The sequence below is a fragment of the Amycolatopsis sp. CB00013 genome (assembly GCF_001905755.1).
GTDB classification, from domain to species: domain Bacteria; phylum Actinomycetota; class Actinomycetes; order Mycobacteriales; family Pseudonocardiaceae; genus Amycolatopsis; species Amycolatopsis japonica.
Window position 1 is genome coordinate 233,786 of the sequence record NZ_LIWC01000004.1, and the last position, 25,453, is coordinate 259,238.

Here is a 25,453-nt window from a genome sequence, read left to right on the forward strand (position 1 = left end):
GGGAGGGGTCAGTGAATCCTGAAGAGGATCTCGCCACGCTCCGGCACAAGCTGGCCGGGCTGGAGCGCGAGAACGGCGACCGGATGTACCTGGTCGACAACCGCGCGGCCAAGACGATCGAGGAGACCCGGACCGCGGGCGACCAGCTCAAGCAGGAGACGAGCGCGGCCTTGGCGGCGCGAAGCGAGCAGAAGCGGCGCGCGGAGGCCGCGGGCGGCTGGGCGACCGAGTCGACGTTGAGCGAGAAGGTCGAGGACGACGGCGACTTCGGGTTCGAAGAAGACGAGGCCGAGAACGAGCGTCGGGCCGGGTATCGGACGGCGGAGGAGCAGCCGGTCGCGTTCCGGCCGCCCGCTCCTCCCGCACCGACATCTCCGCCGCCTGCTCCGGCTCCCGTTCCGGAAGAGCGTCCGGCCGGGCGGCACCGGCGGGCGGCGGCCGCGCGGGGTGACGACGACGATTTCGCCAACACCGATTGGCTGGCGACCTGAGCGGTCAGGTTCGCAGCGTGACGATGGCTCGCTCGACGCCGTGGAAGACGGCGTGCGTCTTGTATCGCACGTCTTCGGCGACGTGGTCGGGAGTCAGGATCTCGGCGAGGGCGCGAAGCGCGGCTTCGCCCTCGGCGACCGCGACCCGCGAGCCGGGACAGGTGTGCCTGCCGAGGCCGAAGGCGAGCTCGGCGTCGGGGCCCAGCGGGATGGCCAGTTTGTCCCCGGTCGTGAAGTCCTTGCCCGCCAAGGAGAACGGCGTGGTCACGCGTCGAGCGGCGAAGCGGGTCGGGGCGACTGAGTGGATCAGGCCGCGTACGTCGTCGAGAACGTCGGGGCGGCGTAGGAGTTCGAGGCCGGCGAGGGCGAGGAAGTTCATGGAGTTCTCGTACGCCGCGTGGGCGAGCATCACCGGCGTGATCATCAGCTCGTCCTCGGTGATCCGGCCCGCTTCGTGTGCTTCGCGGAGCAGCGCCAGCCCGCCGCCTTCGACGGCCGTCGCCTTCAGGAAGAACATCGCGACCCTCAGCGCGGCGGTGTCGGCACCGGCGGGCCCGCCCGACCAGACGTCCAGGTTCGCGGCGGTCTCCGAAAGGTTCGTCAGCAGCTTCTCGCCGAGTGGCTCGACCGTGCCGAGCACCGCCTCCGTCACCCTGGCCGCCGCGGGCCTGGCGAAATCGGCCACCAGATCGAACCGCCGGAGCGACTTTAGCGGGCTAATCGCGCTCCGGAGGTCGGTGAGCACGGCCTCCGGGAGCGGCTCCACCAGGGCGATGACCTCCTTGACGACCGCGCGCAGCCGCCGGTGGTCCGCGCCGTCCATCAGCAGGAGGTTCGGCGTCTCGGCCGCGGCGCCGCCCGGGTTCGAGCTGAGCTCGCGGTCGCGCAGGGCCTTGACGCGATCCGCCGGATCGTCCAGCACGAAGAAGTCGTCCACGTTCGTATGATGCCCATGCCGCGGCCGGAGGATGTGCCAGTGCGCTCAGAAGTGCCCGAAGAAGTTCTGCGGACCCCGCTCGTAGGGCGGCTGCTCGAACGCGCCGACGTCGAGCGCCCGGCGTACACGCACCTCGATTGCTCGAACCGGCACGAACCCGTCGAGGACACGCTGACCTGGGCGGAGCTGCTCGTCCACGTCCGGGCGGTCGCGGCGAAGCTGCGTGAGGTGATCCGGCCGGGAGACCGCGTCGCGATCACAGCGCGGCAGGACCTCTCTTACGTCGTCGCGTTCTTCGGCGCGTTGTACGCCGGGGCCGTCGCGGTGCCGCTGTCCGCGCCGGACGTCCGCGCTCACCGCGAGCGGCTGGTCGGCGTCCTCAACGACTGCGACGCCGACATCTGGCTCACCTCGGAAGCCTTGGTCGAGCGGCTGACGGAGTTCGCCGGGACCGAGCCGGTTCCGGCGCCCCGCGAGATCATCGCCGTCGACACCCTGCCGGCGGATCCGGCGGACCGGTCGCTGCCCTCGCCGGTTTCCCCCGAAGACCCCGCCTACCTGCAGTACACCTCCGGCACGACGCGATCACCCGCCGGCGTGATCGTCACGCATCGGGCGTTGTCGGCCGCTTGCTGGCAGATCTGCGACGCCTACGACGTCGACGAGCGCACCACGTGCGTCGGCTGGATCCCGTTCTTCCACGACATGGGGCTGGCGCAACTGCTCGCGGGGACGATGCGCTCCGGCGGCCGGACGGTGTTCATCGCGCCGCTGGAGTTCATCCGGCGGCCGGAGCGCTGGCTGCTGCTGATGTCGTCCTATCCGAACACGCTCACGGCGGCCCCGAACTTCGCGTACGACCTGGTGACCGAGGCCGTGCCCGAGGCGAAGCGCGCCGAGTACGACCTTTCGACGGTGTCGATCGCGCTCAGCGGCAGTGAACCGGTCCGGGCGGCGACCGTCCGGGAGTTCCTCGCCGCTTACGAACCCCACGGCTTCCCGCGTGGCGCGTTCCGGCCGTCCTACGGTCTGGCCGAGGCCACGGTCTACGTCGCCAGCGGCGATTCCGACGGCCCCGTGGTGACCGAAGTGGACGGCCGGGAGGTCGTCGAGATCGGCTGGCCCAGGGGACAGCGGGTCCGCGTCGTCCCCACCCCGGATCGCGTTTTGCCCGCTAAAGGCGAAGTGGGCGAGATCTGGGTGAAGGGGCCCAACGTGGCGGCCGGGTACTGGCGGCGGCCGGACTTGACCGCCGAGGTGTTCGACGCCGAACTCGACGGCGAGGGCGGCTGGCTCCGCACGGGCGACCTGGGCACGATCCGCGACGGCAGGCTCTCGGTGACCGGCCGCATCAAGGACCTGATCATCATCGACGGCCGTAACCACAGCCCGCACGACATCGAGGAGACGGTCGCCGCCTCGCATCCCCTTCTCGGGCCCGAGCGGGTCGCCGCTTTCTCGGTCGACGGTGACGAAGGCGAGGGCGTCGTCGTGGTCGCCGAGCGCGCCCGGAAGGCCCCCGACTTCGACGAATCCGAGATCGAGCGAGCCGCCACCCGAGCCGTCGCCGAGCGGCACGACGTGCGTCTCCGTGCCTTCTTCCTGGTGAAACCCGGCGGCCTGCCGCGGACCTCCAGCGGCAAGGTCGCGCGTTCCGCGGCCAGAACGCGGTACTGGACGGCGGATGGGACAGAATCCACCCATGGCAGCTGACGGGAGCGAGTACGTCGACGAGATCAAGGCCCTCGTCTGCGAGACCTTCGACGTCGATCCGGAGACCATCGACGAGAACACGCCCTTCGCCGAGATGGGGGTCGACTCCCGGCGCCGCGTCCGGCTCCTGGCGACCGTCGAGGTGGAGTTCGGTGTCGACCTCGACCTCGACGAGCTGGACCGCCTGGTCGACATCCGGGCCTCGGCGACCGTGCTCGCCGAGGCCGTCGAGGCGGGTGCGAAACCGCGAAAACGCGGTTTACCAGGCTTCTTGCGCCGAAATCGTTTGAGTTAGCAAAGGTGTGAATGTCCCTGCGGTCTCGATGACCGGTGGGTACATTCTGTGTGCATATGCGACGGCACCTGATGCCGCCGGCGTGCGTCGTAGGTAGGACAACGAGGCGGATACAGCGGGACGAAGGGGGCACCGGTCATGCCGGACGGGGGCTACAAAGCCGATTCAGAGGCGATGCTCACGGCGTCGACGTCGTTGGAGCGCGCGGCTGAGAAAACGACGTCCGAGGCGGGGAAGGTGGGTCCGACCCAGGTCGGACCCGAGAACTTCGGCCGGGTCCACAAGGACTATCAAAAGGGCTATGCCACCGGGATTCTCGCCATTTCCGACGCGATGAAGGGCTACGCGGGCCAGCTCACCCAGCTCGCCGGCGGCGTCAGCACCGCGTCGACCCGGTACACCTCGTCCGACCAGGCGAACGCCGCGGCTGCCAACAAGGCGGGAGCCCAGTAATGAGTCAACCGACGCAGGCACAGATCGACGAAATGCTGAAGGACCCCTACGTCACTCAGGGCACCAAAGACGCCTTGATGATGCCGTGGGGTGACCGGGAAGCGGCCTACAAGAAGGCCGTCGCCGAACGTGACTCGAACGCGGCCGGGGACAAGAAGCAGGCGGCCGAGACGAAACAGGCCGACAAGGACCTCGACTCCATGTCCAGGCCTGCCGCCGGGGGTGCGACCACCAAATCCGACCAGGTGCTCGACCTCGGAAAGCCGGCACTGGACTTCTTCTCCGACTGGGCCGAGCAGGTCTGGAACAAGATGCCGGAGAAGTCGGGCGAAATCAGCTACAAGACCGACATCTGGGACCGGTTCCACGAGAACCGTGAGATCAATTTCCAGAAGATGTTCGACGAGGTCGATGACCTCTCCGACGCCAAGAAGATCGTCGAGCAGACCCAGAAGGACGCGAGTTCGGCGCTGACCACGCTCTTCCACGATTGGAAGGGTGAGGGCGCGACGGCCGCGAAGGTCAAGTACGAACAGCGGATCCAGCCCGACGCGAAAGAGCTCATCGCGCAGATGGAAGGCGCCATCAAACTGGTGCCTTCGACCATCGACAAGATCTACAGCGCGCTCAAGCTGAAGGTCGACGAGACGCTGAAGCTCCGGGTCGACAAGGTCGCGACGGCGCCCCTGTACATCGCGAAGCAGGTCGTCGACATCGCGAACGGCAAGGTCGATTCCAAAGAAAAGCTCATGGACGTCGCGTACTGGCTCGACTCCGCGTGTCCGGGCAACAACCTCGCCGAACGGCTGCGTCACGACGACTGCAAGCTGAACGACGAGAACAAGGATTACGCGATCGGGGCCGCGAAGCAGTGGCTGAAGGGTTCTTTCGCCACCGAATTCGGTGAGCGGTACGAGAACTTCAAGAAGCTCTGCAAGAACGCGACCGAGACGATCAACACGCAGTACCACGAACTTTCGCGGTTCATGGAGGACTACACGAACCCGTTCCCCGCGCCCGGGTCCGAGAAGACGCCGCCCCCCGATGACGGCAAGGGCAAGGACAAGGACACCGGCGGCGGCAGCGGCGGTGGCAGCGGGAGCGGTGGCGGAAGTGGCAGCGGGAGCGGCGGTGGCAGCGGAAGTGGTGGCGGTGCCAGCACGCCGCCGGCCGCGGAGGTCCCCGAGACGCCGAAGCCCGAGGACAAGCCCGCCGAGGGCACGAACCCGGTCACCGGCAAGCCGCTGGAAATCGACCCCGAGACCGGCAAGCCGTACCCGATCGACCCCGCGACGGGTGAGGCGATCAAGGACGGCATCGACGGTCAGGACACCATGACCGTCCAAAAGGGCGACAACAAGATCGAGATGACCGAGCCGGATAAAGACGGCAAAATGGACATCAAGGTCGACGACGGCAAGGGCAACGAGAAGGACTACAAGCTCGACTTCGACGACCCGAAGGGCGAGGACGGCAAGCCCGGCGAAGAGGGTAAGGACGGCAAGGAAGGCGAGTTCGGGCCGAAGGGCACGGTCAAGGAAGGCGAGCCCGGCCCTGACGGCGTCTACCGGCCCGGCCCGGACGGCAAGATCCACATCCAGGACGGCAACCTCAAGATCACCGCCGAGCAGCCGGACGGTCCGAACGGCCCGACCGTGGTGACCGTCGACGACGGCAAGGGCGAGCCGACCACCTACACCCTCGACGAAAAGGGTGAGAAGAAGGAACTCAAGCCCGGCGACGACCTCAAGAACGGTCTCGACGACCGGAATCCCGGCAACCCGCAGCCCGGCAAGACCGACGACATCCGCACGATGCCCGCTCCGGCCGAGGCCGGGATGGCTCCCGGCGGTGGCGGTGGCAGCGGCTTCAGTGCTCCTGGCGGAGTCGAGGTCGGTGTCGGCGCCGAAGGGACCGCCGGGGCGTCCGCGGGAGCCGAAGCCGCCGGTGGTGGTGGCGCTTCGGGTGCCGGTGGCGATGGCACCGTGCCGACCGCCAGTGGCGGCGGAGGCGGCGGCAGCTTCGAAGGCGCGCTCGGGAGCCCCATGGAGGGTGCTTCGGCGGGCTCGCTGAACGAAGCCGGGTCGCTGGAAGCGGGTATGCAGTCCGGAGGCGGCGCGCAGCCGGCCGGGGCCGAAGGCGGTCTCGGGATGGCTCCCGGCGGGATGGATCCGGCGCCCGCGGGTGCCGGCGGTGCCGGTGCCGGAAGCTCGCCCGCCGGAATGGGCGGCATGATGGGTGGCATGGGCGCCATGGGCGGCGCGGCAGGCGGTGGCGGGGGTGACACGCAGCGCGGGTCGAGCCAGTACCGCGTCGAGGGTGGCATTTTCGAGACCAGTGGTGCGGGCGGCCGGATCAGCGGATCGCTCGACGACGAGGGTGGCGACCGTTCGATCAGCTACGAGCGATGATCGCCTGACCGGGGAACGAGGGAGGACCGATGAGCGCTGTCGACCGGCTGGCGGCCGCCATGTCCAGGCAGGACGCCGCCATCACGGAGCAGTTGGAGCAGCGCGGGCTGCGGGAGCGGCATCTCGCCGACGCCAAGGCCCAGGCGGTGGAGACCATGCAGAAGGACGCCGCCATCCACGACAAGTACGCCGCTCACATGCAGGAGCTGGGGAAGCGGAGCAAGGAGGCGGGCGGCTGGCTGACCGGCAAGACGACCGCCGACCGCAGCCACACCATCGGCTTCGACATCGAGGACGACGACAAGCCGGACGCCCGGTTCGCCGAGTTCGGGGCGCGGCCTGACGCGCCGCGGCCGGTGGCGCCTCCGCCGCCTCCTCCGGTCGCCCCTGGGGTGCCCGGGATGCCGACGACGGTGGACGTCCCGCCTCAGGCGCCGACGCCCGCTCCGAATGCCGCGGCGCCTGAAGCGCCTGGCACGCCCGCGCGCCGTCGTGGTCGTCACGCCCGTGACGACAAGGGCTTCGACGACGACGACTTCTCGAACAACTCGTGGATGGTCGACTGACCTGTTTCACCCCCGGATCGCGTTTAGCCCGCTAAACGCGATCCGGGCGGGTCAGGCGGCGGGCTCGTCTTGGAGCTCGATGGGGGCGCGTTTGACGTCGGCGTCCAGCAGGGGCTGGTATTTCGTCGTCCCCGTCAGGTGCGTGAGGAAGAACGCGGTGAACAGCGCCCGCGCCAGTTGCTGGGTCCCGCGGTGCGGCTTCCCGTGCAGCAACAGCTGACTCCAGTGCCTGCCTTCGGTGACGCCGAGGTGCGACGACTTCCCGAGCTTGCGCAGCTGCACCGGCCCGCCCCACGCGTCCGCGATGGCTTCGGCATGGCCGACCGGCGGCGCGACCAGGTCTTCGCTCGCCGCGAGGTGCAGGCCGGGCACGGTCACCGACCGGGCCGACACCGTCGCCGGCGGCAGCGTCTGCGCGGGAGTGATGGTCGCGACGGCGCGGATCTCGGGCCGCTCGTCGTTCTCGGCCGCCTGCGCGGCGGCCAGCACCGCCGAACCACCGCCGGTCGAGTGCCCGGCGAGGCCGAGCTTCGCCGGGTCGACGCTGATGCCGTCCGGTCCGAGGCGGACCGTCGTGATCAGCTCGAGCGTGGTGAGCAGGTCGCCGGCCAGCAGCCGGTGCGAAGGCAGCGGCCCGCGCTGGGTGGCCGGAGCCGCCGCGACGATGCCCCAGCTCGCGAGGTGCCGGAGCAGATGCCGGTAGCTCCCGGTCGGCTGCAGCCAGCCGTGCCCGAAGGCGATCGCGGGCAGACCGAGCCCGGAACGGGGCGTGAACACGACACCGGGCAGTCCGACCAGGGCGAGGTTGCCGCGCAGAACGTCGTGCGGACCTGGGTGGGACAGCTCCGCGAGCAGCTGCTTGGGCTTGCTGGCCATGGTCGTGACCTTACTGCCCGCACCCCCGTCCGGCCCGCGCGCCGCCCTGCGCGTCGCGTTTAGCCCGCTAAACGCGACGCGTGGGCGCCCGGGCGAGGGGGCCGGATTCCCGTCGTTAGGCTGGTGGCCGTGTGTGGAATCGTGGGATACGTCGGACACCGCCCGGCCCTGGACGTCGTCATCGGCGGCCTGCGCAGGATGGAGTACCGCGGCTATGACTCGGCAGGCGTCGCGGTCCTCGACGGCGCCGGCGCGCTGAACGTAGAACGCAAAGCGGGCCGCCTGGCCAACTTGGAGACCCAGCTCGACACCGTCGGCAGGGACGCCTTCACCGGCACCGCCGGGATGGGCCACACCCGCTGGGCCACCCACGGCGCCCCGGTCGACCGCAACTCGCACCCGCACCGCGACGCCTCCCAGCGCGTCGCCGTCGTGCACAACGGCATCATCGAGAACTTCGCCGCCCTGCGCGCCGAGCTCGAGGCCGAAGGCGTCGAGATGGCGAGCGACACCGACTCCGAGACCGCCGCGCACCTCATCTCCCGCGCCTACACCGAGGGCGACACGAAGGGCGACTTCGCGGCCAGCGTCGCCGCCGTCTGCCGTCGTCTCGAGGGCGCGTTCACGCTGGTCGTGACCATCGCCGACCAGCCGGACACCGTCGTCGCCGCCCGCCGTTCGTCACCTCTGGTCGTCGGCGTCGGCGAGGGAGAGCACTTCGTCGCCTCCGACGTCGCCGCGTTCATCGAGCACACCCGCGAGGCGGTCGAGCTCGGGCAGGACCAGCTCGTCGTGATCACCCGCGACGGCTACGAGGTCACCGACTTCCACGGCGACGCCGCCCAGGCCAAGCCGTTCACCGTCGACTGGGACCTCTCGGCCGCGGAAAAGGGCGGCCACGAGTACTTCATGCTCAAGGAGATCGAGGAGCAGCCGGAGGCGCTGGCGAACACGCTGCGCGGTCACTTCGACGGCGGCCGGATCATCCTGGACGAGCAGCGCATCTCCGACCAGGACCTGCGCGACGTCGACAAGGTCTTCGTCGTCGCCTGTGGTTCCGCGTACCACTCGGGCCTCGTCGCCAAGTACGCGATCGAGCACTGGTGCCGCCTCCCGGTCGAGGTCGAGCTGGCCAGCGAGTTCCGCTACCGCGACCCGGTGCTGGACCGCGCCACGCTGGTCGTCGCCGTCTCCCAGTCGGGCGAGACCGCGGACACCCTCGAAGCCGTCCGTCACGCGCGCGAGCAGAAGGCCCGCGTCCTGGCCGTCTGCAACACCAACGGCGCGCAGATCCCCCGCGAATCCGACGCCGTCCTCTACACGCACGCCGGTCCGGAGATCGGTGTCGCCTCGACCAAGGCGTTCCTCGCGCAGATCGCGGCCAACTACCTGGTCGGCCTGGCCCTCGCGCAGGCCCGCGGCACCAAGTACCCGGACGAGGTCGCCCGCGAGTTCGCCGAACTCGAGGCGATGCCCGCCGCGGTGCAGAAGGTCCTGTCCACTGTGGACCAGGTCCGTGACCTCGGCCGCCGGATCGCCGACTCGAAGGCCGTGCTGTTCCTCGGCCGTCACGTCGGGTTCCCGGTCGCCCTCGAAGGCGCGCTGAAGCTCAAGGAACTGGCGTACATGCACGCCGAGGGCTTCGCGGCCGGCGAGCTCAAGCACGGCCCGATCGCGCTGATCGAAGAAGGCCTCCCCGTCGTAGTCGTGATGCCGTCGCCCAAGGGGCGTGCGGTGCTGCACTCGAAGCTGGTGTCGAACATCAGCGAGATCCAGGCACGCGGCGCCCGCACGATCGTGATCGCGGAGGAGGGCGACGAGACCGTCCGCCCGTTCGCCGACGAACTGATCGAGATCCCGGCCGTCCCGACCCTGCTGCAGCCGCTGGTCTCCACGGTGCCGCTGCAGGTGCTGGCCGCCGAGATCGCCCGCACGCGCGGGTACGACGTCGACAAGCCGCGTAACCTGGCGAAGTCGGTCACCGTCGAATAGAGACCGGAGGCGTCGTGCAGGGAATCTGGACCACGGAACGGATTCGCGCGGCGGAGGACCGGTTGCTCGCCGTCACGCCCGACGGCGAGCTCATGCGGCGCGCGGCTTTCGGTCTCGCGGTGCACGCCGCCGAGATGCTGGCCGAACACACGGGTTCGGTGTCCGGGCGGCGGGTGACGTTGCTCGTCGGGTCGGGGAACAACGGTGGTGACGCCCTGTGGGCCGGCGCGTTCCTGCGTCGCCGCAACGTGGCCGTCTCCGCGATCCTGCTGAAGCCCGAACGCGCGCACGGCCCGGGTTTGGCCGCGTTGAAGCGATCCGGCGGCAAGGTCGTGTCCCTTGAGGACGGTCCACAGTGGATTCGGCGGGCCGACCTCGTCGTCGACGGGATCGTCGGGATCTCGGCGCGCGGGCCGTTGCGGCCGGACGCCGCCGCGCTGCTGGAGCACGTGAGCGCGCCCGTGCTCGCGGTCGATCTGCCGAGCGGGGTGGATCCGGACACGGGCGCCGTCGACGGTCCTGCGGTCGTGGCCGACCGGACGGTCACGTTCGGCGCGCTCAAGCCGGTGCACGCCCTCGCGCCCGCGTCCTGTGGCGAGGTCTCCCTGGTGGACATCGGGCTGCGGCTCAGCGAGCCCGATCTGCGGCGACTCGATACGGCGGATGTCACGGCCGCGTGGCCGGTGCCCGGGCCGGATGACGACAAGTACAGCCAGGGCGTGGTCGGGGTGGCCGCCGGGTCGGCGACGTATCCGGGCGCGGCCGTGCTCGCGGCTGGCGCGGCGGTGCGGGCGACGTCCGGGCTCGTGCGGTACGCCGGTCATGCGGCGGACGTGGTGCGCGGGCAGTGGCCCGAGGTCATCGCGACGGGTTCGGTGACCGACGCGGGCCGGGTGCAGGCGTGGGTCGTCGGGCCGGGGATCGGTACCGGGCACGAGGGCCGGGAGGTGCTGAGGTTCGTGCTCGGTCGCGGCGTGCCGGTGTGCGCGGACGCCGACGCGACGACGATCATCGCGCGTTCGCCCGACGTGCTCGACGCGCGCGATCCGGACACGCCGCTCGTGCTGACTCCGCACGCGGGCGAGTTCGAGCGGCTGATGGGTTCGCCGCCGGGGGCGGACCGGGTCGCGGCGGCGCGGGCGGCCGCGCGGAAGTACGACGCCGTCGTGCTGTTGAAGGGGCACTGCACGGTGGTCGCGGCGCCGGATGGGCGTGCGCTGGTCAACACGCCGCGGGGGTCGTGGCTCGCGACGGCGGGTTCGGGGGACGTGCTGTCCGGTCTGGTGGGCGCGCTGCTCGCCGCCGGGCTCGATCCGTGGCTGGCGGCCGGGGCGGCGGCGCACGTCCACTCGCTCGCGGGGTCCCTCGCCGCCGACGGCGCCCCCACCTCGGCCTCCGGCATCCTCGGCGCGATCCCCGATGCCCTTCGGTCCGTCCGTTCCCTGACCTCCTGACCAGGGCCCCGACCTGCGTTTTGCCCCCTAACCGCGCTCTGCGGTCGGGCGCCCTCAGATACCCACATTCTGCGGGCGGGCGCCATCAGAGCGCGGTTAGCCCGCAAAACGCAGGTCGGCGGGGCAGGCGGCGCGAGTGGGAAAAAATGCGGGAGTTATCGAGTTACGTGTTAACTCGGGGCGAATAATCTGGTAAGAAGCAGGTGTGAGCGCCGACACCCACCCCGCCGAGACCGCGAAGGTCCGGGTCGTGAACGGTGTCGCCCATGTCTAAGACCAGGCCCTCGGACGCCGCCGTCGAGCAGCGACGCCAGGAGATCCTCGACCACGTCATCGCCACCGGCGAGGTCCGCATCGACGACCTCACCACCCGCTTCGGCGTCAGCCTGATGACGATGCACCGCGACCTCGACGACCTCGCCGACCGCCGTCTCCTCCGCAAACTCCGCGGCAAGGTCGAGGCCTACCCCGCGACGACCATGGAGTCGGCCGCCCGCTTCCGCGACACTTTCAACCAGGCCACCAAGGACGCGCTCGGCGAGGCCGCCGCGGCACACGTCCACTCCGGCCAGACGGTCTTCGTCGACGACTCGACGACGCTCTTCCCTCTCGTCCGCCGCCTCGCCCAGCTCGAGGACCTCACCGTCATCACCAACTCGCTCGAAGCCGCCCGCATCCTCGGGTCCGCCAAGAGCGTCGAGGTCGTCCTGGCGGGCGGGCGCTACCACCACGAGTTCGACTCGTGCGCCGGCCCGGACGTCGTCGCGTTCCTCGACCGCACGCACGCCGACATCGCGTTCGTCTCGGTCGCCGCGGTCGCGGTCGGCCGCCTGTTCCACCCGGTCCAGGACTACGCCGAACTCAAGAAGGCCGCACTGCGCACCGCCGATCGCAACGTCCTGGTCGTCGACAACTCCAAGTTCGGCCGCACCGCCACCTACGCGTACGGCGACATCGGCGACTACGACCTCCTGATCACCGACGAAGAGACGCCGACCGAGGAGATCGAGGCGGCGCTGACCGCGGGGACCGCCATCGAGCAGGTCGAATGCGCACCGGAGGGGCCGGAATATGAGTTCTGACCTGGTCGCCGGAATCGACTCGTCGACCCAGTCGACGAAGGCCGTCGTCTGCGACGCGAGCACCGGCGAGATCGTCCGCACCGGCCGCGCCTCGCATCCCGACGGCACCGAGGTCGCGCCCTCCGCGTGGTGGGACGCGTTCCGCGAGGCCTCGGACGGCCTCCTCGACGGCGTCGGCGCCATCGGCATCGGTGGTCAGCAGCACGGCATGGTCACCCTCGACGAAGACGGCGAGGTCGTCCGGCCCGCGTTGCTGTGGAACGACATCCGGTCCGCGAAGGCGGCCGAAGACCTCGGCGCCGAACTCGGTGCCGAGAACTGGGCGAAGTCCGTCGGCTCGTTGCCGGTCGCCAGCTTCACCGTCACGAAGCTGCGCTGGATGGCGGAGAACGAGCCCGAACTGGCCGATCGTGTCGCCCGCGTCCTGCTCCCGCACGACTGGCTGACCTGGCGGCTGCTGGGCGACGGCGCCGAGCCGGTCACCGATCGCGGCGACGCCTCCGGCACCGGATACTTCTCGCCCGCCACCGGCGAATACCGCCAAGACCTCCTCGCACACGCCTTCGGCGGCCGCACTCCCGAACTGCCCAAGGTCATCGGCCCCGCCGAAGCCGCGGGCCACACCGCGGACGGGATCCTGGTCTCGGCCGGAACCGGCGACAACATGGCCGCCGCCCTCGGTCTCGAACTCGTCCCCGGCGACGTCGTCGTCTCGCTCGGCACCAGCGGCACCGTCTTCGGCGTCTCCGAGACGGCGAGCGCCGACCCCTCCGGCATCGTCGCGGGATTCGCCGACGCCACCGGCCGGTTCCTCCCGCTGGCCTGCACCCTCAACGCGGCCCGCGTGCTCACGGCCACGTCCGCGATGCTCGGCGTCGAGCTCGCCGAGTTCGACAAGCTGGCGCTCGCCGCCACACCCGGTTCCGGCGGCCTCACCTTCCTGCCGTACCTCGACGGTGAGCGGACGCCGAATCTCCCGGACGCCAACGGCACGCTCTTCGGCCTGACCCGCGCGAACATGACGCCCGAGAACCTCGCCCGCGCGGCCGTCGAAGGCATGCTGTGCGGTCTGGCCGCCGGGCTCGACGCCTTGCGCGAACAGGGGCTCGAAGTCCGTCGTGTCCTCCTGATCGGCGGTGGCGCGCAGTCGGCCGCCGTCCGCGCGGTCGCGCCGATCGTGTTCGGCGTGCCCGTCGTCATCCCCGAAGTCGCCGAGTACGTCGCGGTCGGTGCCGCGCGGCAGGCGGCCTGGGCCCTCGCTTCCAGCACGGAACCTCCCCGCTGGCAGGAACAGCACGGCTACACCCCACTCGAGCCGACCGAAGCGGACCGCGCCGAAGGGCGCCGGATCCAGCAGCGGCATCTCGAAGCCCGCGAACTCGGGCACGGCATTTCCGCGAAACCGAAAGAGGACTGAACCGATGGCCACGATCACCTACGACAAGGCGACCCGGCGCTACGCGGGCTCCGAGCGGCCCGCCGTGGACGCACTCGACCTCGAGATCGCCGACGGCGAGTTCCTCGTGCTGGTCGGGCCTTCCGGCTGTGGCAAGTCCACCAGCCTGCGGATGCTCGCCGGCCTCGAGGACATCGACGAAGGCGCCGTGTGGATCGGCGACCGCGACGTCACGCAGTTGCCGCCGCGCGCCCGCGACATCGCGATGGTGTTCCAGAACTACGCGCTGTACCCGCACATGACCGTGGGCCAGAACATGGGCTTCGCGCTGAAGATCGCGGGTCGTCCGGCTTCGGAGATCAAGCAGAAGGTGCTCGACGCGGCCAAACTGCTCGACATCGAGCAGTACCTCGACCGCAAGCCGAAGGCGCTCTCCGGTGGTCAGCGCCAGCGTGTCGCGATGGGCCGCGCCATCGTGCGTGAGCCGCAGGTCTTCCTCATGGACGAGCCGCTGTCGAACCTCGACGCGAAGCTGCGTGTCTCCACCCGTACGCAGATCGCCGCGCTGCAGCGCCGCCTCGGCGTCACCACCGTCTACGTCACGCACGACCAGGTCGAGGCCATGACGATGGGCGACCGGGTCGCCGTCCTCTCGGACGGTCTCCTGCAGCAGTGCGACACCCCGCGCGCCTTGTACGACAAGCCCGCAAACGCTTTCGTCGCCGGTTTCATCGGCTCGCCCGCGATGAACCTCGTCACCGCGAAGCTCACCGAGGACGGCGCTGAGCTGGGTGGCGCCCGGGTGCCGCTGACCCGCGAGATCCTCGCCAAGGCCGACGGCGACACCGTCACTCTCGGCTTCCGTCCCGAGTCGCTCGAGGTGACCACCAGCGAAGACGGCACCCTGCCGATCAAGGTCGACCTCGTCGAGGAGCTCGGCTCGGACGCGTACGTCTACGGCAAGCTGGCCGAGACCGACGCCGAGGGCGCGAAGTCGAACGTCGTCACCCGTGTGGACCCGCGCACACCGCCGGCCATGGGCGACACCCTGCACCTGCGGATCCGTCCCGACGAGCTGCACGTGTTCTCCGCCACCGACGGGGCGCGCCTGTCCTGAGCCGGTTCGTGGGAAACTGGTGGTCGTTATGACCGCCAGTTTCCCGCGTGCCGAGGTCGTCATCGACCTGTCCGCCATCCGGCACAACGTCGCCCTGCTCGCTTCCCGCGCCCCCTCGGCCCAGACGATGGCCGTGGTCAAGGCCGACGGCTACGGGCACGGAGCCCTCGAGGTCGCCCGGGCCGCCGTCGAGGGCGGCGCCACCTGGCTGGGCACCTGCTCCCTCGGTGAGGCGCTCGCGCTGCGCCGGGCCGGGATCGGCGTCCGGCTCTTCAGCTGGCTCGACACCCCCGAAGCCGACTTCGCGCCCGCTGTCGCCGAAGACATCGACGTCGCCGTGAGCTCCCTGGACGAGCTGGCCCGCGTGGTCGACGGCGCGCGCCGGGCACGCGACTTTAGCGGGCTAAACGCGATCTGCAGGGTTCACCTCAAGATCGACACCGGGCTCAGCCGAAACGGCTGCCCACCTGCGGAATGGCCGGCCCTGGTCAAGGCCGCGGCGGCCGCGAAACCGCTCATCGAGGTCGTCGCCATCTGGTCGCACCTCGCCTGCGCCGACGAGCCAGGCCACCCCTCCATCGACGCGCAGGCGAAGCGGTTCGACGAGGCCTACGACATCGCCCGCGCGGCCGGCCTGAACCCGATGCGGCATATCGCGAACTCCGCCGCCGTGCTGACCAGGCCCGACCTGCACTTCGACCTCGTTCGCCCCGGGATCGCGATCTACGGGCTGAACCCGGTGCCCACCGACGACGACCTGCGCCCGGCGATGACCTTCAAATCGTCCGTCGTGCTCACGAAGCGAATCCCGTCCGGCGAATCGGTTTCGTACGGCCACAGCTGGACGGCCGAGCGCGACACCACCCTCGCCCTGGTCCCGGTCGGCTACGCGGACGGCGTACCGCGGTCGCTGTCCGGCCGCATGGACGTATGGCTCGCCGGGAAGCGGCGGCCGGTCGTCGGCCGCGTCTGCATGGACCAGCTGATCGTCGACTGCGGAGACGACGAGCCGTCCATCGGCAGCGAGGTGATCCTGTTCGGCAAGGACGGGCCCACGGCGCGGGAATGGGCCGACAAGCTGGGGACGATCGACTACGAGATCGTGACTTCGATGTACCGCCCGCGGGTCCACCGGACGTATCTGGAGGCAGGCTCGTGACACCTTCACGAAGACTGCTGGCCATCGTCGGCGGCGTCGGTGCGGTGGCCACCGGCACCGCCGCCGCGATCGCCGTCGCCGCACAGCAGCGGCGGCAGAGTGAGGATCCGTTCGTGGACGAGCCGTTGGGGGACTTGGAACCGGACCGGACATCGACAGTGGCGGCGGAGGACGGCACGCCGCTCGCGGTCGAGGAGATCGATCCGGCCGATGGGGGAGAACCGGAGCTGACCGTCGTCGGCGTGCACGGTTTCGCGTTGTCGAAGCGCTGCTGGCACTTTCAGCGGCGAGACCTCGCTTCGCTGAAGCTGCCGCGGGTGCGTCAGATCTACTACGACCATCGCGGGCACGGGCAATCCGGCGCCGCGACCGCCGAGACCAGCACCATCGAGCAGCTGGCGCGCGACCTCGACATGGTCCTGCGCTCGGTGGTGCCGGAGGGGCCCATCGTGCTCATGGGGCACTCGATGGGCGGCATGGTGATCATGGAGCTCGCCGCGGAGCATCCCGAACTGTTCGACGACCGGGTCTGCGGCGTCGCGTTCATCGCGACCGCCGCGGGCGAGGTCGGCGCGCGGGGGCTGCCGCGGTCGCTGCTTTCGAAGTACAACCCGCTCACGCGAGGCGTCGGCGGCCTGGCCGGCTGGCAGCCGGGGCTCGTCGAGTTCGTGCGCGCGGCGGGCGGACAGCTGACCCGGCAAGCCGTGCGCAGGCTGGCTTTCGGCAGCCGGGACGTGTCGCCGCGGCTCGTCGACTTCATGCTGGAAATGCTCGAAGTGACGCCGGTGCGCGGGCTCGTGAACTTCGTCGACACGCTCGGCAGTCACAACCGGTACGCCGCGCTCGCCGGGCTGAAGCACGCGCACGTGCTGGTCGTCGGCGGTGATTCCGACCGGTTCACGCCGATCGCGCACGCCGAGCGGATCGCGGCGGAGCTGCCGGACGCGGAGCTGGTGCGCGTGCGCGGCGCGGGACACATGGTGCAGCTGGAACAACCCGAGCTGGTGAACAGCCACCTGATCGACTTGGTGCAACGATGCACGGGCACCGATGGTGAGACTTCCGAACGGCGGACCTGGTGGTGGCAACGCTGATGAATTTCGCTTTCCCGACTCCCGAGTCGACGATGGACTTCGGGCGCGAGCTCGGGCGTTCGCTGCGTGCGGGCGATCTGGTGCTGCTCGCCGGGCCGCTCGGGGCGGGCAAGACGACGCTGACCCGCGGGATCGCGGACGGTCTCGGGGTCGGCGGGCGGGTCAGCTCGCCGACGTTCGTGCTGGCGCGGGTGCATCCGGCGGGTGCGGCCGGGGTCGCGCTGGTGCACGTCGACGCGTACCGGCTCGGCGGGGATCTCTCGCAGCTGGACGACCTGGACCTCGACACAGAACTCGAGCGGTCGGCCCTGGTCGTCGAATGGGGCGAGGGGGCAGCCGAGCGTCTGTCGGACGACTACCTCGTCGTACGTCTTGAGCGCCGGGAAGACGATGTCCGCCTGGTCACCCTGGAGCCCCACGGCTCCTGGGCGACCCGCACGCCCGACCTGCGTTTAGCGGGCTAATCGCGATCCGGCCGCCCGACCTGCGTTTCGCCCCCTAATCGCGATCTGTGCGGGGCGACCTGCGTTTCGCGGGCTAAACGCGATCCGCGGGGCGCACGACGGAACGCGCGATTCCCAGGTCGACCAGGTCTTGGGGGCGTAGCCGCAGTCGGTCGGCGAGTGCGGGAACTTCGTCGGCGGGCAGCTTGAGGATCGCCGCGGCCGCCTCGGGCGACGTCACCGAGAAGTACGCGTCGGGTGTCACCCAGGTCGACCCCGGCGCCGCGAACGCGAGCGCGCCCCCGGATCCGCCTTCCCCGATCACCAGCGTCGTGATCGGCACGGCCGCGCTCGCGACCGCCTCGAACAACTCCGCGATGGCCGCGCCCGCACCGGCCCGCTCGGCCGCCTCGTCGTTCGCCGCTCCGGGAGTGTCGACGAGGGTGAGCACCGGGATCCTGAGCCTCGACGCGAGCCGCACCAGACGCGCCGCGGTCCGGAACCCCGCGGGCAGCGTCGCCGTTCCGCACTGTGCCGCGTACGCGATCGCTCGGCCGCTTCGCCAGCCGAAACCGCACAAGACACCTGAGTCGACTCCGCCGCACCTGTCGCCTGAGAGCTCCTCTCGCCAGTCGAAGTGCGCGTCGAGGTACTCCGCGGCCCGCGGTCGCTCGGCGGAGCGTGCCGCCTGGACCGCATCCCAGCCACTGTCGGGCAGGTCCGTGGATCCGAGCGCTCCGGGCGGCTCGGCGGCGTCCGCCGTCGACGCAGTCAGCAGGCGCAGCCACCGTTCCAATGCCGAAGGAAGGTCGGCCGGCGTCACGATCTGATCGACCTGGCCCCACGCGAGTTTCGCCTCTGCCGTGTATGCCTCCGGGGATGCGCCGGCGGGCCGCACGCGAGAACCGGCGAAGCCGACCTGCGCCCCGGGCAGTGCGAGGACGACGTCGGCGCTCGCACCGAGCGTCGCCCAGCCGCCACCCGTGGTCGGATCGCGCAGCACCGAGATCTGCGGCACCGACCGAGCCCCGGCCGCCGCCCGCGCGATGCGCTGCAACTGCGAAAGCGCCCGCATCCCGTATTGCATGCGGCTGCCGCCGGTCGCGATCAGCGACACCACTGGCAATCGGGACGCCACGGCCCGCGCAAACGCCGCCTCGACGCGATCTCCGGTCCGCCTGCCGATCGAGCCGCCCAGGAAGCCGAACTCGAAAGCGATCACCACCGCCTCGACGTCGCCGATCATGGCGGTCCCACAGAGCACGGATTCGCTCTCGCCGGTCCGCTCCTCGGCGGCCTCGCGCGCCGAGCGATAGCCCGGCCAGTCGATCGGCCCGTCGTCCGGCTCCTCGGAACGCGGAACGTCCAGATCCTCGAAACCGGTCGCGATCTCCTTGATGACAGACCGCGCCGAGGGCCTGCTCATCCGAGCGCCCGCTTCATGACCTTGCCCATGTCGTTGCGCGGCAACGCTTCCAGATAGCGGACCACCCGCGGCCGTTTGTGCGGCGACAACAGGCGTGAGACATGGTCGGCGAGCTCCGACTCCGCCGGACGTTCTCCCTCGGGCACCACCCAGGCCACGATGCGCTCGCCGAGGTCGTCGTCGGGCTCGCCGGTCACGGCGACCTCGGCGACACCGGGATGCTCCATGAGCGCGTTCTCGATCTCGCCCGCACCGATCTTGTAGCCGCCGCTCTTGATCAGGTCTGTCGCCTTCCGGCCGACGATCTTCACGTACCCAGCCGCGTCGCGGGTCGCCATGTCGCCGGTCCGGAACCAGCCGTCGTCGAAGGCGGCTTCGGTGGCGTCGGGGCGGTTGAGGTACTCGGTGAACATATTCGGCCCGCGGACCTGGATCTCGCCGACGGTCTCGACCTCCTCGACGGGCTCGCCCGCTTCGTCGACGAGGCGCAGATCGACGCCGCGCAGCGGGACGCCGACTGTTCCGGGAACGTGCTCGCCGTCGGCGCGGATGCTGGTGTTCATGAGGGTTTCGGTCATCCCGTAGCGCTCGATCACGCGCCTGCCGGTCGCCGCGGTGATGCGCTGATGGTCGTGGACGGGCAGCGCGGCCGAACCGGACACGAGCAGGCGAGCGCTGCTCAGCGCCTTGGCGAGCGACGGGTCTTCGCCGACTTCGCCCGCGATGCGGTGGTACATCGTCGGGACGCCGAACATCATCGTCGCGCCGGTGGCGAGCTCGCGTGCGACGCCTTCGGTGGAGAAGCGACCGAGATGCCGGACCGAGCCGCCGCGCCGGAGCGGCCCGAGGATGCCGAGGATCAGGCCGTGCACGTGGAACAGCGGGAGTCCGTGGACGAGGACGTCGTCGGCGGTCCATGCCCAGGCGTCCTCGAGCGCGTCGAGGGTGATCGCGATCGCGCGCCGGGGGAGGACGACGCCCTTGGGCGGGCCGGTGGTGCCGGAGGTGTAGACGATCAGCGCCGGGGTTTCGGCGTCCGGTTCCGCTGGGAGAGCGACCGGTGCGCCTTCGAGGACGATGTCGCGTCGCGGCAGGCCGTCGAGGCCAGTCGGCAGGTCGGCGCCTGGCTCGGCGAGGACGAGGACGGGTTCGCTGTCGGTGAGGATGTGCGCGAGTTCGCGCTCGCCGATCTTCGGGTTGAGCGGGATGGCGGGGACGCCCGCGAGCAGGGCGGCGATCACGGCGACGCTGGTATGCACCGAGGGCGTCGCCCAGACGGCGACGCGGCCTGCCGGCAGATCGCGGGCGAGTGTGCCGGCGATGGCCGCCACGTCGGCGTAGGTGAGGGAGGTGTCGCCGAAGCGGAGCGCCTCCTTGTCGGGGCCGCTCGCCAGCGTGGGGAACAACCGATCGGGCACGTGTGACCTCCTGCTCGACTCCGCCGGCCGGGGCGCTTGGCGCCAAGGAACCCCGCTCTCGGAACCGTACCGCCCAGGCCGCCCGCCCCCTGCGACCTGCTTCACACGCCCCCGCCGACCTGCGTTTAGCCCCCTAATCGCGATCTGTGGGTCCGGAAGGTGAAGGCCCACCGGAGCGCCTTTAGCGGGCTAACTGCGATCCGCAGGCAGGGGCGCCAGATCGCGTTTCGCCCCCTAATCGCGATCCGGGGTGCGGGGTGCGGGGGCCGGCGGCAGGGCCGGTGCGCGTCGCCTTTAGCGGGCTAAACGCGAGCCGGGGCCAGGGGAGCGGCCACGCCACCCGATCGCGTTTAGCCCGCTAAACGCGCTCCGGGGCGCTGGTCGTAGGCTGGGTAACCGTGCTGGTACTGGCCATCGACACCTCGACCCCGGCGGTCACCGCGGGCCTCGTCGCCCTGGACGGCGACACCCTCGAGTCACGCGGCGACCGCGTCACGGTCGACCCGCGCGCCCACGGCGAGCTGATCACGCCGCACGCCCTCGAAGCCGTCAAGGCCGCGGGCGTCACGCTTCGCGACCTCGACGCCATCGTCTGCGGCGTCGGTCCCGGCCCCTTCACCGGCCTTCGCGCCGGTATGGCCACCGCCGCGTCGCTCGCTCACGCCCTCGGCATCCCCGCCTACCCGGTCTGCAGCCTCGACGCGATCGCCGCCGACGTCGCCCCCGGCGAAGCGCCCTTCCTCGTCCTCACCGACGCGAGGCGCCGCGAGGTCTACTGGGCCGCGTACGCCGCCGACGGCTCCCGCACCGACGGCCCCCACGTCGAGCGACCCGCCGACCTCGAGACCACCATCAAGGTCGCGGCGGGCGACGGCGCCCTCCTCTACGCGGACGCCCTCGGAGTCCAGCCGATCGAACCGCGCTTCCCGTCGCCTCTCGGGTTGGTCAAAGCAGCCGACTTCGACCAAGAGCCCGCGCCGCTCACCCCCCTCTACCTCCGCCGCCCCGACGCCGTCGAACCGGCCGCGCGCAAGAAGGTGACCACGCCGTGAGGCTGGAACCCTTACGCCGCAAGGACATCCCGCGCTGTGTCGAGATAGAGAAGATTCTCTTCCCCGGCGATTCTCCGTGGACCGCCTACGCCTTCCACGCGGAGCTCGACGCCGGCGGCCACTATCTCGTCGCCCGTCCGGATGAGACCGATGAGGTCATCGGGTACGCCGGGCTCGCCGTCGTCGGCCGTCGCGGCGACTACGAGGCGAGCATCCACACGATCGGCGTCGACCCCGGCCACCAGCGCCAGGGCATCGGCACCATCCTGCTGAAAGCGCTGCTCGACCGCGCGGACGAGCTCGCCGCGCCGGTCTTCCTCGAAGTCCGCACCGACAACGACGCGGCGATCACGCTCTACGAGCGGCACGGTTTCGAACGCGTCGGCCTCCGGAAGCGCTACTACCAGCCTTCCGGCGCCGACGCCTACACGATGGCCCGCCCGCGGGCCCAGGTCCGAGACGAGGTGGCGGGCTGATGCCGCGCATCATCATGGGCATCGAGAGTTCGTGCGACGAGACCGGTGTCGGCCTCGTCCGCCTGCACGACGACAACACGGTCGAACTCCTCGCCGACGAGGTCGCCTCCAGCGTCGACCAGCACGCCCGCTTCGGCGGCGTCGTGCCCGAGGTCGCCAGCCGCGCGCACCTGGAGGCGATGGTCCCGACGGTCGAACGCGCCTTCGCCAAGGCCGGGCTGAAACTGTCCGATGTGGACGCCATCGCGGTCACCGCCGGGCCCGGTCTCGCCGGTGCGCTGCTCGTCGGCGTCGCCGCCGCCAAGGCGTACGCCGCCGCGCTCGACATCCCGCTCTACGGCGTCAACCACCTCGCCGGGCACATCGCCGTCGACACGCTCCAGCACGGCCCGTTGCCCGAGCGCTGCCTCGCCCTGCTCGTCTCGGGCGGGCACACGCAATTGCTGCTGGTGGACGACATCGCGTCCGAGATCACCGAGCTCGGGTCCACTGTGGACGACGCCGCGGGCGAGGCCTACGACAAGGTCGCCCGCGTCCTCGGCCTTCCGTACCCGGGCGGCCCGCCCATCGACAAGGCCGCCAAGAACGGCGACGGCGCGGCCATCGCGTTCCCCCGGGGGATGACCGGTCCGCGCGACGCCAAGTTCGATTTCTCCTTCTCCGGCTTGAAAACCGCTGTCGCGCGCTGGGTCGAGGGCGCGGAGCGTCGTGGCGAGGACATCCCCGTCGACGACGTCGCCGCGTCGTTCCAAGAGGCCGTCGCCGACGTCCTCACCATGAAGGCGATCCGCGCGGCGAAGGAACACGGCGTGGACACGCTGGTGATCTCCGGTGGCGTGGCGGCGAATTCACGACTGTCCGAACTCGCCGCCGAGCGCTGCGCCGAAGCCGGGATCACCCTGCGTGTCCCGCGGCCGCGGCTGTGCACGGACAACGGCGCGATGATCGCCGCGCTCGGTGCGCACGTGGTCGCCGCCGGACGGCCGCGAGCCTCACTCGACTTCTCCGCCAACCCGGCCCTGCCGGTGCAGATCGTCTCGATCTAGCGGGATTCGGCGGCGGTGCGCGGCGCCGGGGCGAGATTGAGCAGTTCCTCCAGTGCCGCCACCGACAACGCGGCGGCATTGCCGTCTCCGTAAGGGTTTCCGGCGTGCGTCGGATGCAGATCGCCACTCAGGATCTTCGCCGCGGTGTCGGCGATGAGACCGGTGTCCGTCCCGACCAGCCAGGCGCAGCCGGACTCGATCGCTTCACGTCGTTCGGTGACGTCGCGAAGCACCAGGACGGGTGTGCCGAACGTCGGCGCTTCCTCTTGGATACCACCGGAATCGGTCAGGACGAGCTCGGCGAGCCGCAGCGCGCGCACGAGATCGGGATATTCGAGCGGTTCGGTGATCGTCACCCTCGGCGTCCCGCCGAGCGCGGCCGTCACCTGGTCCCGCACGGCCGGATTGGGATGCACCGGGAACAGCACCTGGACGTCGCTGTGTTCCGCGACGATCAGTTCGATGGCCGCGAGCGTGCGGCTCAGCGGCTCACCCCAGGACTCACGCCGGTGCGACGTCACGAGGACGAGCCGCTCACCCGCCTCGGCGATTTCCATCTCCAGTAGGGCGAGCGCGGTGTCCCGCGCGGGGAGATCACGTTCGGCGATCGCGATCACGGCGTCGACGACGGTGTTGCCGGTGACGGCGATCCGTTGGCGCGGAACGCCTTCCGTGCGCAGTGCGGCCGCGGCGCCCGGCGTCGGCGCGAGGTGCAGGGCGGCGATACGCGAGATCATCTGCCGCGTCCCCTCTTCGGGGAACGGCGCGGCGAGGTCGTGGGTGCGCAGTCCCGCTTCCAGATGCACGACCGGGATGCCCTGCCAGAACGCGGCGAGCGCGCCCGCGAGTCCCGTCGTCGTGTCGCCCTGGACGACGATCGCGGCCGGCGCGACCCGGCGCAGCACCTCGTCGAGCGCGGGAAGCAGGCCGGAGACCAGTTCCGCCTGGGTGCCGGTGGCCCTGGGCGGGGTGTCGAGCCAGGCGTCGACAGGCAGGCCGAACGGGATCAGCGCCTGTTCGACCATGCCTGGATGCTGTCCACTGTGGACGACGAAGGGCCGTAGGTGCGGGTGCTCCGCCAGTGCCAGCGCCAGCGGCGCGAGCTTGACCGCCTCCGGCCGCGTCCCGGCCAGCAACATCACATCCACGCGTTCGCGCTCCTCATCCACGTATTCGAGTGTCCCGCATCAACGCGGGTGATGGCCGCCGGCGTGCGAGGGGCCCACGCCGGCGGCCGTTCCGTCCAGGGGAGCGTCAGTTCCCCATCTCGCCGAGCCGTTTCGTGCGGCGGTAGCCCGCGATGACCGCGATGGTTCCGAGAACCAGCAGGATCACGCCGACGGCCAGCCACCAGCCGACATCGGCCCCGGTGGCGGCGAGGGCACCCACCCCGCCACCGGCGACGCCGACTCCGGCGCCAGGCAACTTGTACATTTCGACCTCACTTCACCCTGGTCAGGCGGTGGTCGCCGGACGCCGGTTGCGGACCACGCGGATGCCGACCGGGATGGCGACGGCACCGAGCAGGCCGAGACCGATCCACAGTCCCGCGCCCGAAGCGAGCGGCACGGGCAGACCGGCCGGGCCACAGGTCGCCGACGAGACGATCACGTCGCCGGAACCGAGCGGGGTGAGGGCGTCACCGAGGAGCTTCACGTGGATGGCGTTGACCGTGAGGCTGCCGTCCTGGTTCTTGATCTGCTCGTTCAGGATGATCGTCGCGACGTTGACGGTGCCGAGGCCGACCTTGATCTGCGTGTTCGGGGCGGGCGTCGCGTCGACCGCGCCCGCGCTGCCCAGGTTCGCGCCGACCAGGTTCGTCGCGCCCTGCACACCCTTCTGGGTCGCGGTGCAGGTGGCTTCGACGACCTTGATGCCGACGTCGCCGAGGGCACCCTTCAGCAGCGGCAAGCCGACGTCGGCGGTGCTGGCCTTGGCCGTCACGGCACCGGAGTTGTCGTCGCGCTTGGCCTCGGTGTTGATCGCGCCCGCGGTCAGCACACCGGTGAGGTTGGCCTTCGCGAGGCTGTTGGTGGTCGGCCCGGAGGTCTTCGCCTCGGCGAGCGGCCCGGCCTTCACCGCGTCGAGGCCGAGGAGCTTCACATCGACCTTGACGCCATACGCGGAGCCGTCGCCGGGGGCCGCCGAGGCGGGCACCGCACCGGCGAGAGCCACGCTCGCCACCACAGCGGCGAGTACTCCGCCTCGTCGCAAGAGGTGCGTGTTCTTCAACTGGTCCTCCGAATTGATTCGTGGGGGTTTCTCTAGTCTGCGGTCGGCACGAGGGCACAACCGTTGCGGACGAATCCTCAGCTGGCCTGACTCGGCTCGCGGATCGTCTATCGCCGAGTGTTTCTTAAATTGAACGGAAAACTGCGAGGATCACCGGATCGGGTGGTCCTCGAAGAAATTGCCGCAGGTCGCCGAACGCATCACTCTTTCGGCCTAGTCAGTTTTTCCACGATCGTGCCGAAAGGGCCCATGATCACGTTGGAAATGCGAACCCCGGTCGAAAGGGCCGGTTCTCGCTGACTTACTCTCGTCGGCGAGTTCCTG

General features: G+C 70.5%; 24 protein-coding genes. 17 read left to right on the plus strand and 7 right to left on the minus strand.

Annotation, left to right across the window (positions count from 1 at the left end; all coding sequences use genetic code 11):
- Nucleotides 1-11: 11 nt before the first annotated feature.
- On the plus strand, nucleotides 12-491 hold the full coding sequence (locus AMK34_RS27755; protein ID WP_073847328.1) for a hypothetical protein: 480 nt from the start codon (nucleotides 12-14) through the stop codon (nucleotides 489-491).
- Nucleotides 492-495: 4 nt separating this feature from the next.
- Here the strand turns inward: AMK34_RS27755 and AMK34_RS27760 are convergent, their stop codons facing one another.
- Entirely contained in the window at nucleotides 496-1,428 is a 933-nt protein-coding gene (locus AMK34_RS27760) for a cytochrome P450 (RefSeq protein WP_073847329.1), read from the minus strand.
- Nucleotides 1,429-1,443: 15 nt separating this feature from the next.
- Between AMK34_RS27760 and AMK34_RS27765 the strand changes: the two genes are divergently transcribed.
- The 5 genes from AMK34_RS27765 (at nucleotide 1,444) to AMK34_RS27785 (ending at nucleotide 6,866) form a co-directional block, all read left to right on the plus strand.
- Nucleotides 1,444-3,141 (plus strand): fatty acyl-AMP ligase, encoded by a 1,698-nt coding sequence (locus AMK34_RS27765; protein ID WP_073847615.1) that lies wholly within the window; start codon nucleotides 1,444-1,446, stop codon nucleotides 3,139-3,141.
- A complete protein-coding gene (locus AMK34_RS27770) occupies nucleotides 3,131-3,436 on the plus strand; it encodes an acyl carrier protein (protein WP_241832879.1) in 306 nt (101 codons plus the stop codon). The genes AMK34_RS27765 and AMK34_RS27770 overlap by 11 nt, the downstream gene beginning before the upstream one ends.
- Nucleotides 3,437-3,574: 138 nt before the next feature.
- Nucleotides 3,575-3,889, plus strand: coding sequence for a hypothetical protein (locus tag AMK34_RS27775; RefSeq protein ID WP_016331125.1), 315 nt, complete (start codon nucleotides 3,575-3,577; stop codon nucleotides 3,887-3,889).
- On the plus strand, nucleotides 3,889-6,300 hold the full coding sequence (locus AMK34_RS27780) for a hypothetical protein (protein ID WP_073847331.1): 2,412 nt from the start codon (nucleotides 3,889-3,891) through the stop codon (nucleotides 6,298-6,300). The genes AMK34_RS27775 and AMK34_RS27780 overlap by 1 nt, the downstream gene beginning before the upstream one ends.
- Nucleotides 6,301-6,329: 29 nt before the next feature.
- Nucleotides 6,330-6,866, plus strand: a complete 537-nt coding sequence (locus tag AMK34_RS27785) for a hypothetical protein (protein WP_073847332.1) — start codon at nucleotides 6,330-6,332, stop codon at nucleotides 6,864-6,866.
- A 51-nt stretch (nucleotides 6,867-6,917) separates the two neighbouring features.
- On the opposite strand, the gene AMK34_RS27790 is transcribed toward AMK34_RS27785, so the two are convergent.
- On the minus strand, nucleotides 6,918-7,742 hold the full coding sequence (locus AMK34_RS27790; RefSeq protein ID WP_016331128.1) for a dienelactone hydrolase family protein: 825 nt from the start codon (nucleotides 7,740-7,742) through the stop codon (nucleotides 6,918-6,920).
- A 129-nt stretch (nucleotides 7,743-7,871) separates the two neighbouring features.
- Here AMK34_RS27790 and glmS point away from each other — a divergent pair, with 129 nt between their 5' ends.
- The 8 genes from glmS (at nucleotide 7,872) to tsaE (ending at nucleotide 17,500) form a co-directional block, all read left to right on the plus strand.
- Nucleotides 7,872-9,734: a glutamine--fructose-6-phosphate transaminase (isomerizing) gene (gene glmS / locus AMK34_RS27795; RefSeq protein ID WP_073847616.1), complete on the plus strand. Its 1,863-nt coding sequence runs from the start codon at nucleotides 7,872-7,874 to the stop codon at nucleotides 9,732-9,734.
- Between the two features lie 14 nt (nucleotides 9,735-9,748).
- Nucleotides 9,749-11,188 (plus strand): bifunctional ADP-dependent NAD(P)H-hydrate dehydratase/NAD(P)H-hydrate epimerase, encoded by a 1,440-nt coding sequence (locus tag AMK34_RS27800; protein ID WP_073847333.1) that lies wholly within the window; start codon nucleotides 9,749-9,751, stop codon nucleotides 11,186-11,188.
- A gap of 266 nt (nucleotides 11,189-11,454) precedes the next feature.
- A complete protein-coding gene (locus AMK34_RS27805) occupies nucleotides 11,455-12,270 on the plus strand; it encodes a DeoR/GlpR family DNA-binding transcription regulator (RefSeq protein ID WP_073847334.1) in 816 nt (271 codons plus the stop codon).
- Entirely contained in the window at nucleotides 12,260-13,687 is a 1,428-nt protein-coding gene (xylB, locus tag AMK34_RS27810; RefSeq protein WP_073847335.1) for a xylulokinase, read from the plus strand. Before AMK34_RS27805 ends, xylB begins: the two co-directional genes overlap by 11 nt.
- 4 nt (nucleotides 13,688-13,691) lie before the next feature.
- The gene (locus tag AMK34_RS27815) at nucleotides 13,692-14,783 is read left to right on the plus strand and encodes an ABC transporter ATP-binding protein (RefSeq protein ID WP_038519743.1); all 1,092 of its coding nucleotides are present in this window, start codon (nucleotides 13,692-13,694) and stop codon (nucleotides 14,781-14,783) included.
- A 28-nt stretch (nucleotides 14,784-14,811) separates the two neighbouring features.
- Entirely contained in the window at nucleotides 14,812-15,942 is a 1,131-nt protein-coding gene (gene alr, locus AMK34_RS27820; RefSeq protein ID WP_073847336.1) for an alanine racemase, read from the plus strand.
- Nucleotides 15,939-17,036, plus strand: coding sequence for an alpha/beta fold hydrolase (locus AMK34_RS27825; RefSeq protein WP_038519739.1), 1,098 nt, complete (start codon nucleotides 15,939-15,941; stop codon nucleotides 17,034-17,036). Before alr ends, AMK34_RS27825 begins: the two co-directional genes overlap by 4 nt.
- Nucleotides 17,036-17,500 (plus strand): tRNA (adenosine(37)-N6)-threonylcarbamoyltransferase complex ATPase subunit type 1 TsaE, encoded by a 465-nt coding sequence (tsaE, locus tag AMK34_RS27830; RefSeq protein WP_073847337.1) that lies wholly within the window; start codon nucleotides 17,036-17,038, stop codon nucleotides 17,498-17,500. The genes AMK34_RS27825 and tsaE overlap by 1 nt, the downstream gene beginning before the upstream one ends.
- Before the next feature lie 73 nt (nucleotides 17,501-17,573).
- Here tsaE and AMK34_RS27835 read toward each other — a convergent pair whose 3' ends face one another.
- On the minus strand, nucleotides 17,574-18,905 hold the full coding sequence (locus tag AMK34_RS27835) for a carboxyl transferase domain-containing protein (RefSeq protein ID WP_073847338.1): 1,332 nt from the start codon (nucleotides 18,903-18,905) through the stop codon (nucleotides 17,574-17,576).
- Complete coding sequence (locus tag AMK34_RS27840) at nucleotides 18,902-20,323, minus strand: acyl-CoA synthetase (protein ID WP_073847339.1); 1,422 nt, start codon at nucleotides 20,321-20,323, stop codon at nucleotides 18,902-18,904. The genes AMK34_RS27835 and AMK34_RS27840 overlap by 4 nt, the downstream gene beginning before the upstream one ends.
- 398 nt (nucleotides 20,324-20,721) lie before the next feature.
- Here AMK34_RS27840 and tsaB point away from each other — a divergent pair, with 398 nt between their 5' ends.
- The 3 genes from tsaB to tsaD are packed head-to-tail and all read left to right on the plus strand — an operon-like array spanning nucleotide 20,722 to nucleotide 22,897.
- Nucleotides 20,722-21,375 carry a tRNA (adenosine(37)-N6)-threonylcarbamoyltransferase complex dimerization subunit type 1 TsaB gene (tsaB, locus tag AMK34_RS27845; protein WP_073847340.1) on the plus strand — a complete coding sequence of 218 codons (654 nt, stop codon included), beginning with the start codon at nucleotides 20,722-20,724 and terminating at the stop codon, nucleotides 21,373-21,375.
- Nucleotides 21,372-21,851, plus strand: coding sequence for a ribosomal protein S18-alanine N-acetyltransferase (gene rimI, locus AMK34_RS27850; protein WP_073847341.1), 480 nt, complete (start codon nucleotides 21,372-21,374; stop codon nucleotides 21,849-21,851). Before tsaB ends, rimI begins: the two co-directional genes overlap by 4 nt.
- Nucleotides 21,851-22,897: a tRNA (adenosine(37)-N6)-threonylcarbamoyltransferase complex transferase subunit TsaD gene (gene tsaD / locus AMK34_RS27855; RefSeq protein ID WP_038519731.1), complete on the plus strand. Its 1,047-nt coding sequence runs from the start codon at nucleotides 21,851-21,853 to the stop codon at nucleotides 22,895-22,897. The genes rimI and tsaD overlap by 1 nt, the downstream gene beginning before the upstream one ends.
- Here the strand turns inward: tsaD and wecB are convergent.
- From wecB to AMK34_RS27870, 3 genes are all read right to left on the minus strand, one after another.
- Nucleotides 22,894-24,045 carry a non-hydrolyzing UDP-N-acetylglucosamine 2-epimerase gene (wecB, locus tag AMK34_RS27860; RefSeq protein WP_073847617.1) on the minus strand — a complete coding sequence of 384 codons (1,152 nt, stop codon included), beginning with the start codon at nucleotides 24,043-24,045 and terminating at the stop codon, nucleotides 22,894-22,896. The two genes, tsaD and wecB, sit on opposite strands and share 4 nt — an antisense overlap.
- A gap of 106 nt (nucleotides 24,046-24,151) precedes the next feature.
- Complete coding sequence (locus AMK34_RS27865) at nucleotides 24,152-24,331, minus strand: LPXTG cell wall anchor domain-containing protein (RefSeq protein ID WP_038519727.1); 180 nt, start codon at nucleotides 24,329-24,331, stop codon at nucleotides 24,152-24,154.
- 21 nt (nucleotides 24,332-24,352) lie between these two features.
- Nucleotides 24,353-25,129, minus strand: coding sequence for a choice-of-anchor P family protein (locus AMK34_RS27870; protein WP_038519725.1), 777 nt, complete (start codon nucleotides 25,127-25,129; stop codon nucleotides 24,353-24,355).
- Nucleotides 25,130-25,453: the final 324 nt, after the last annotated feature.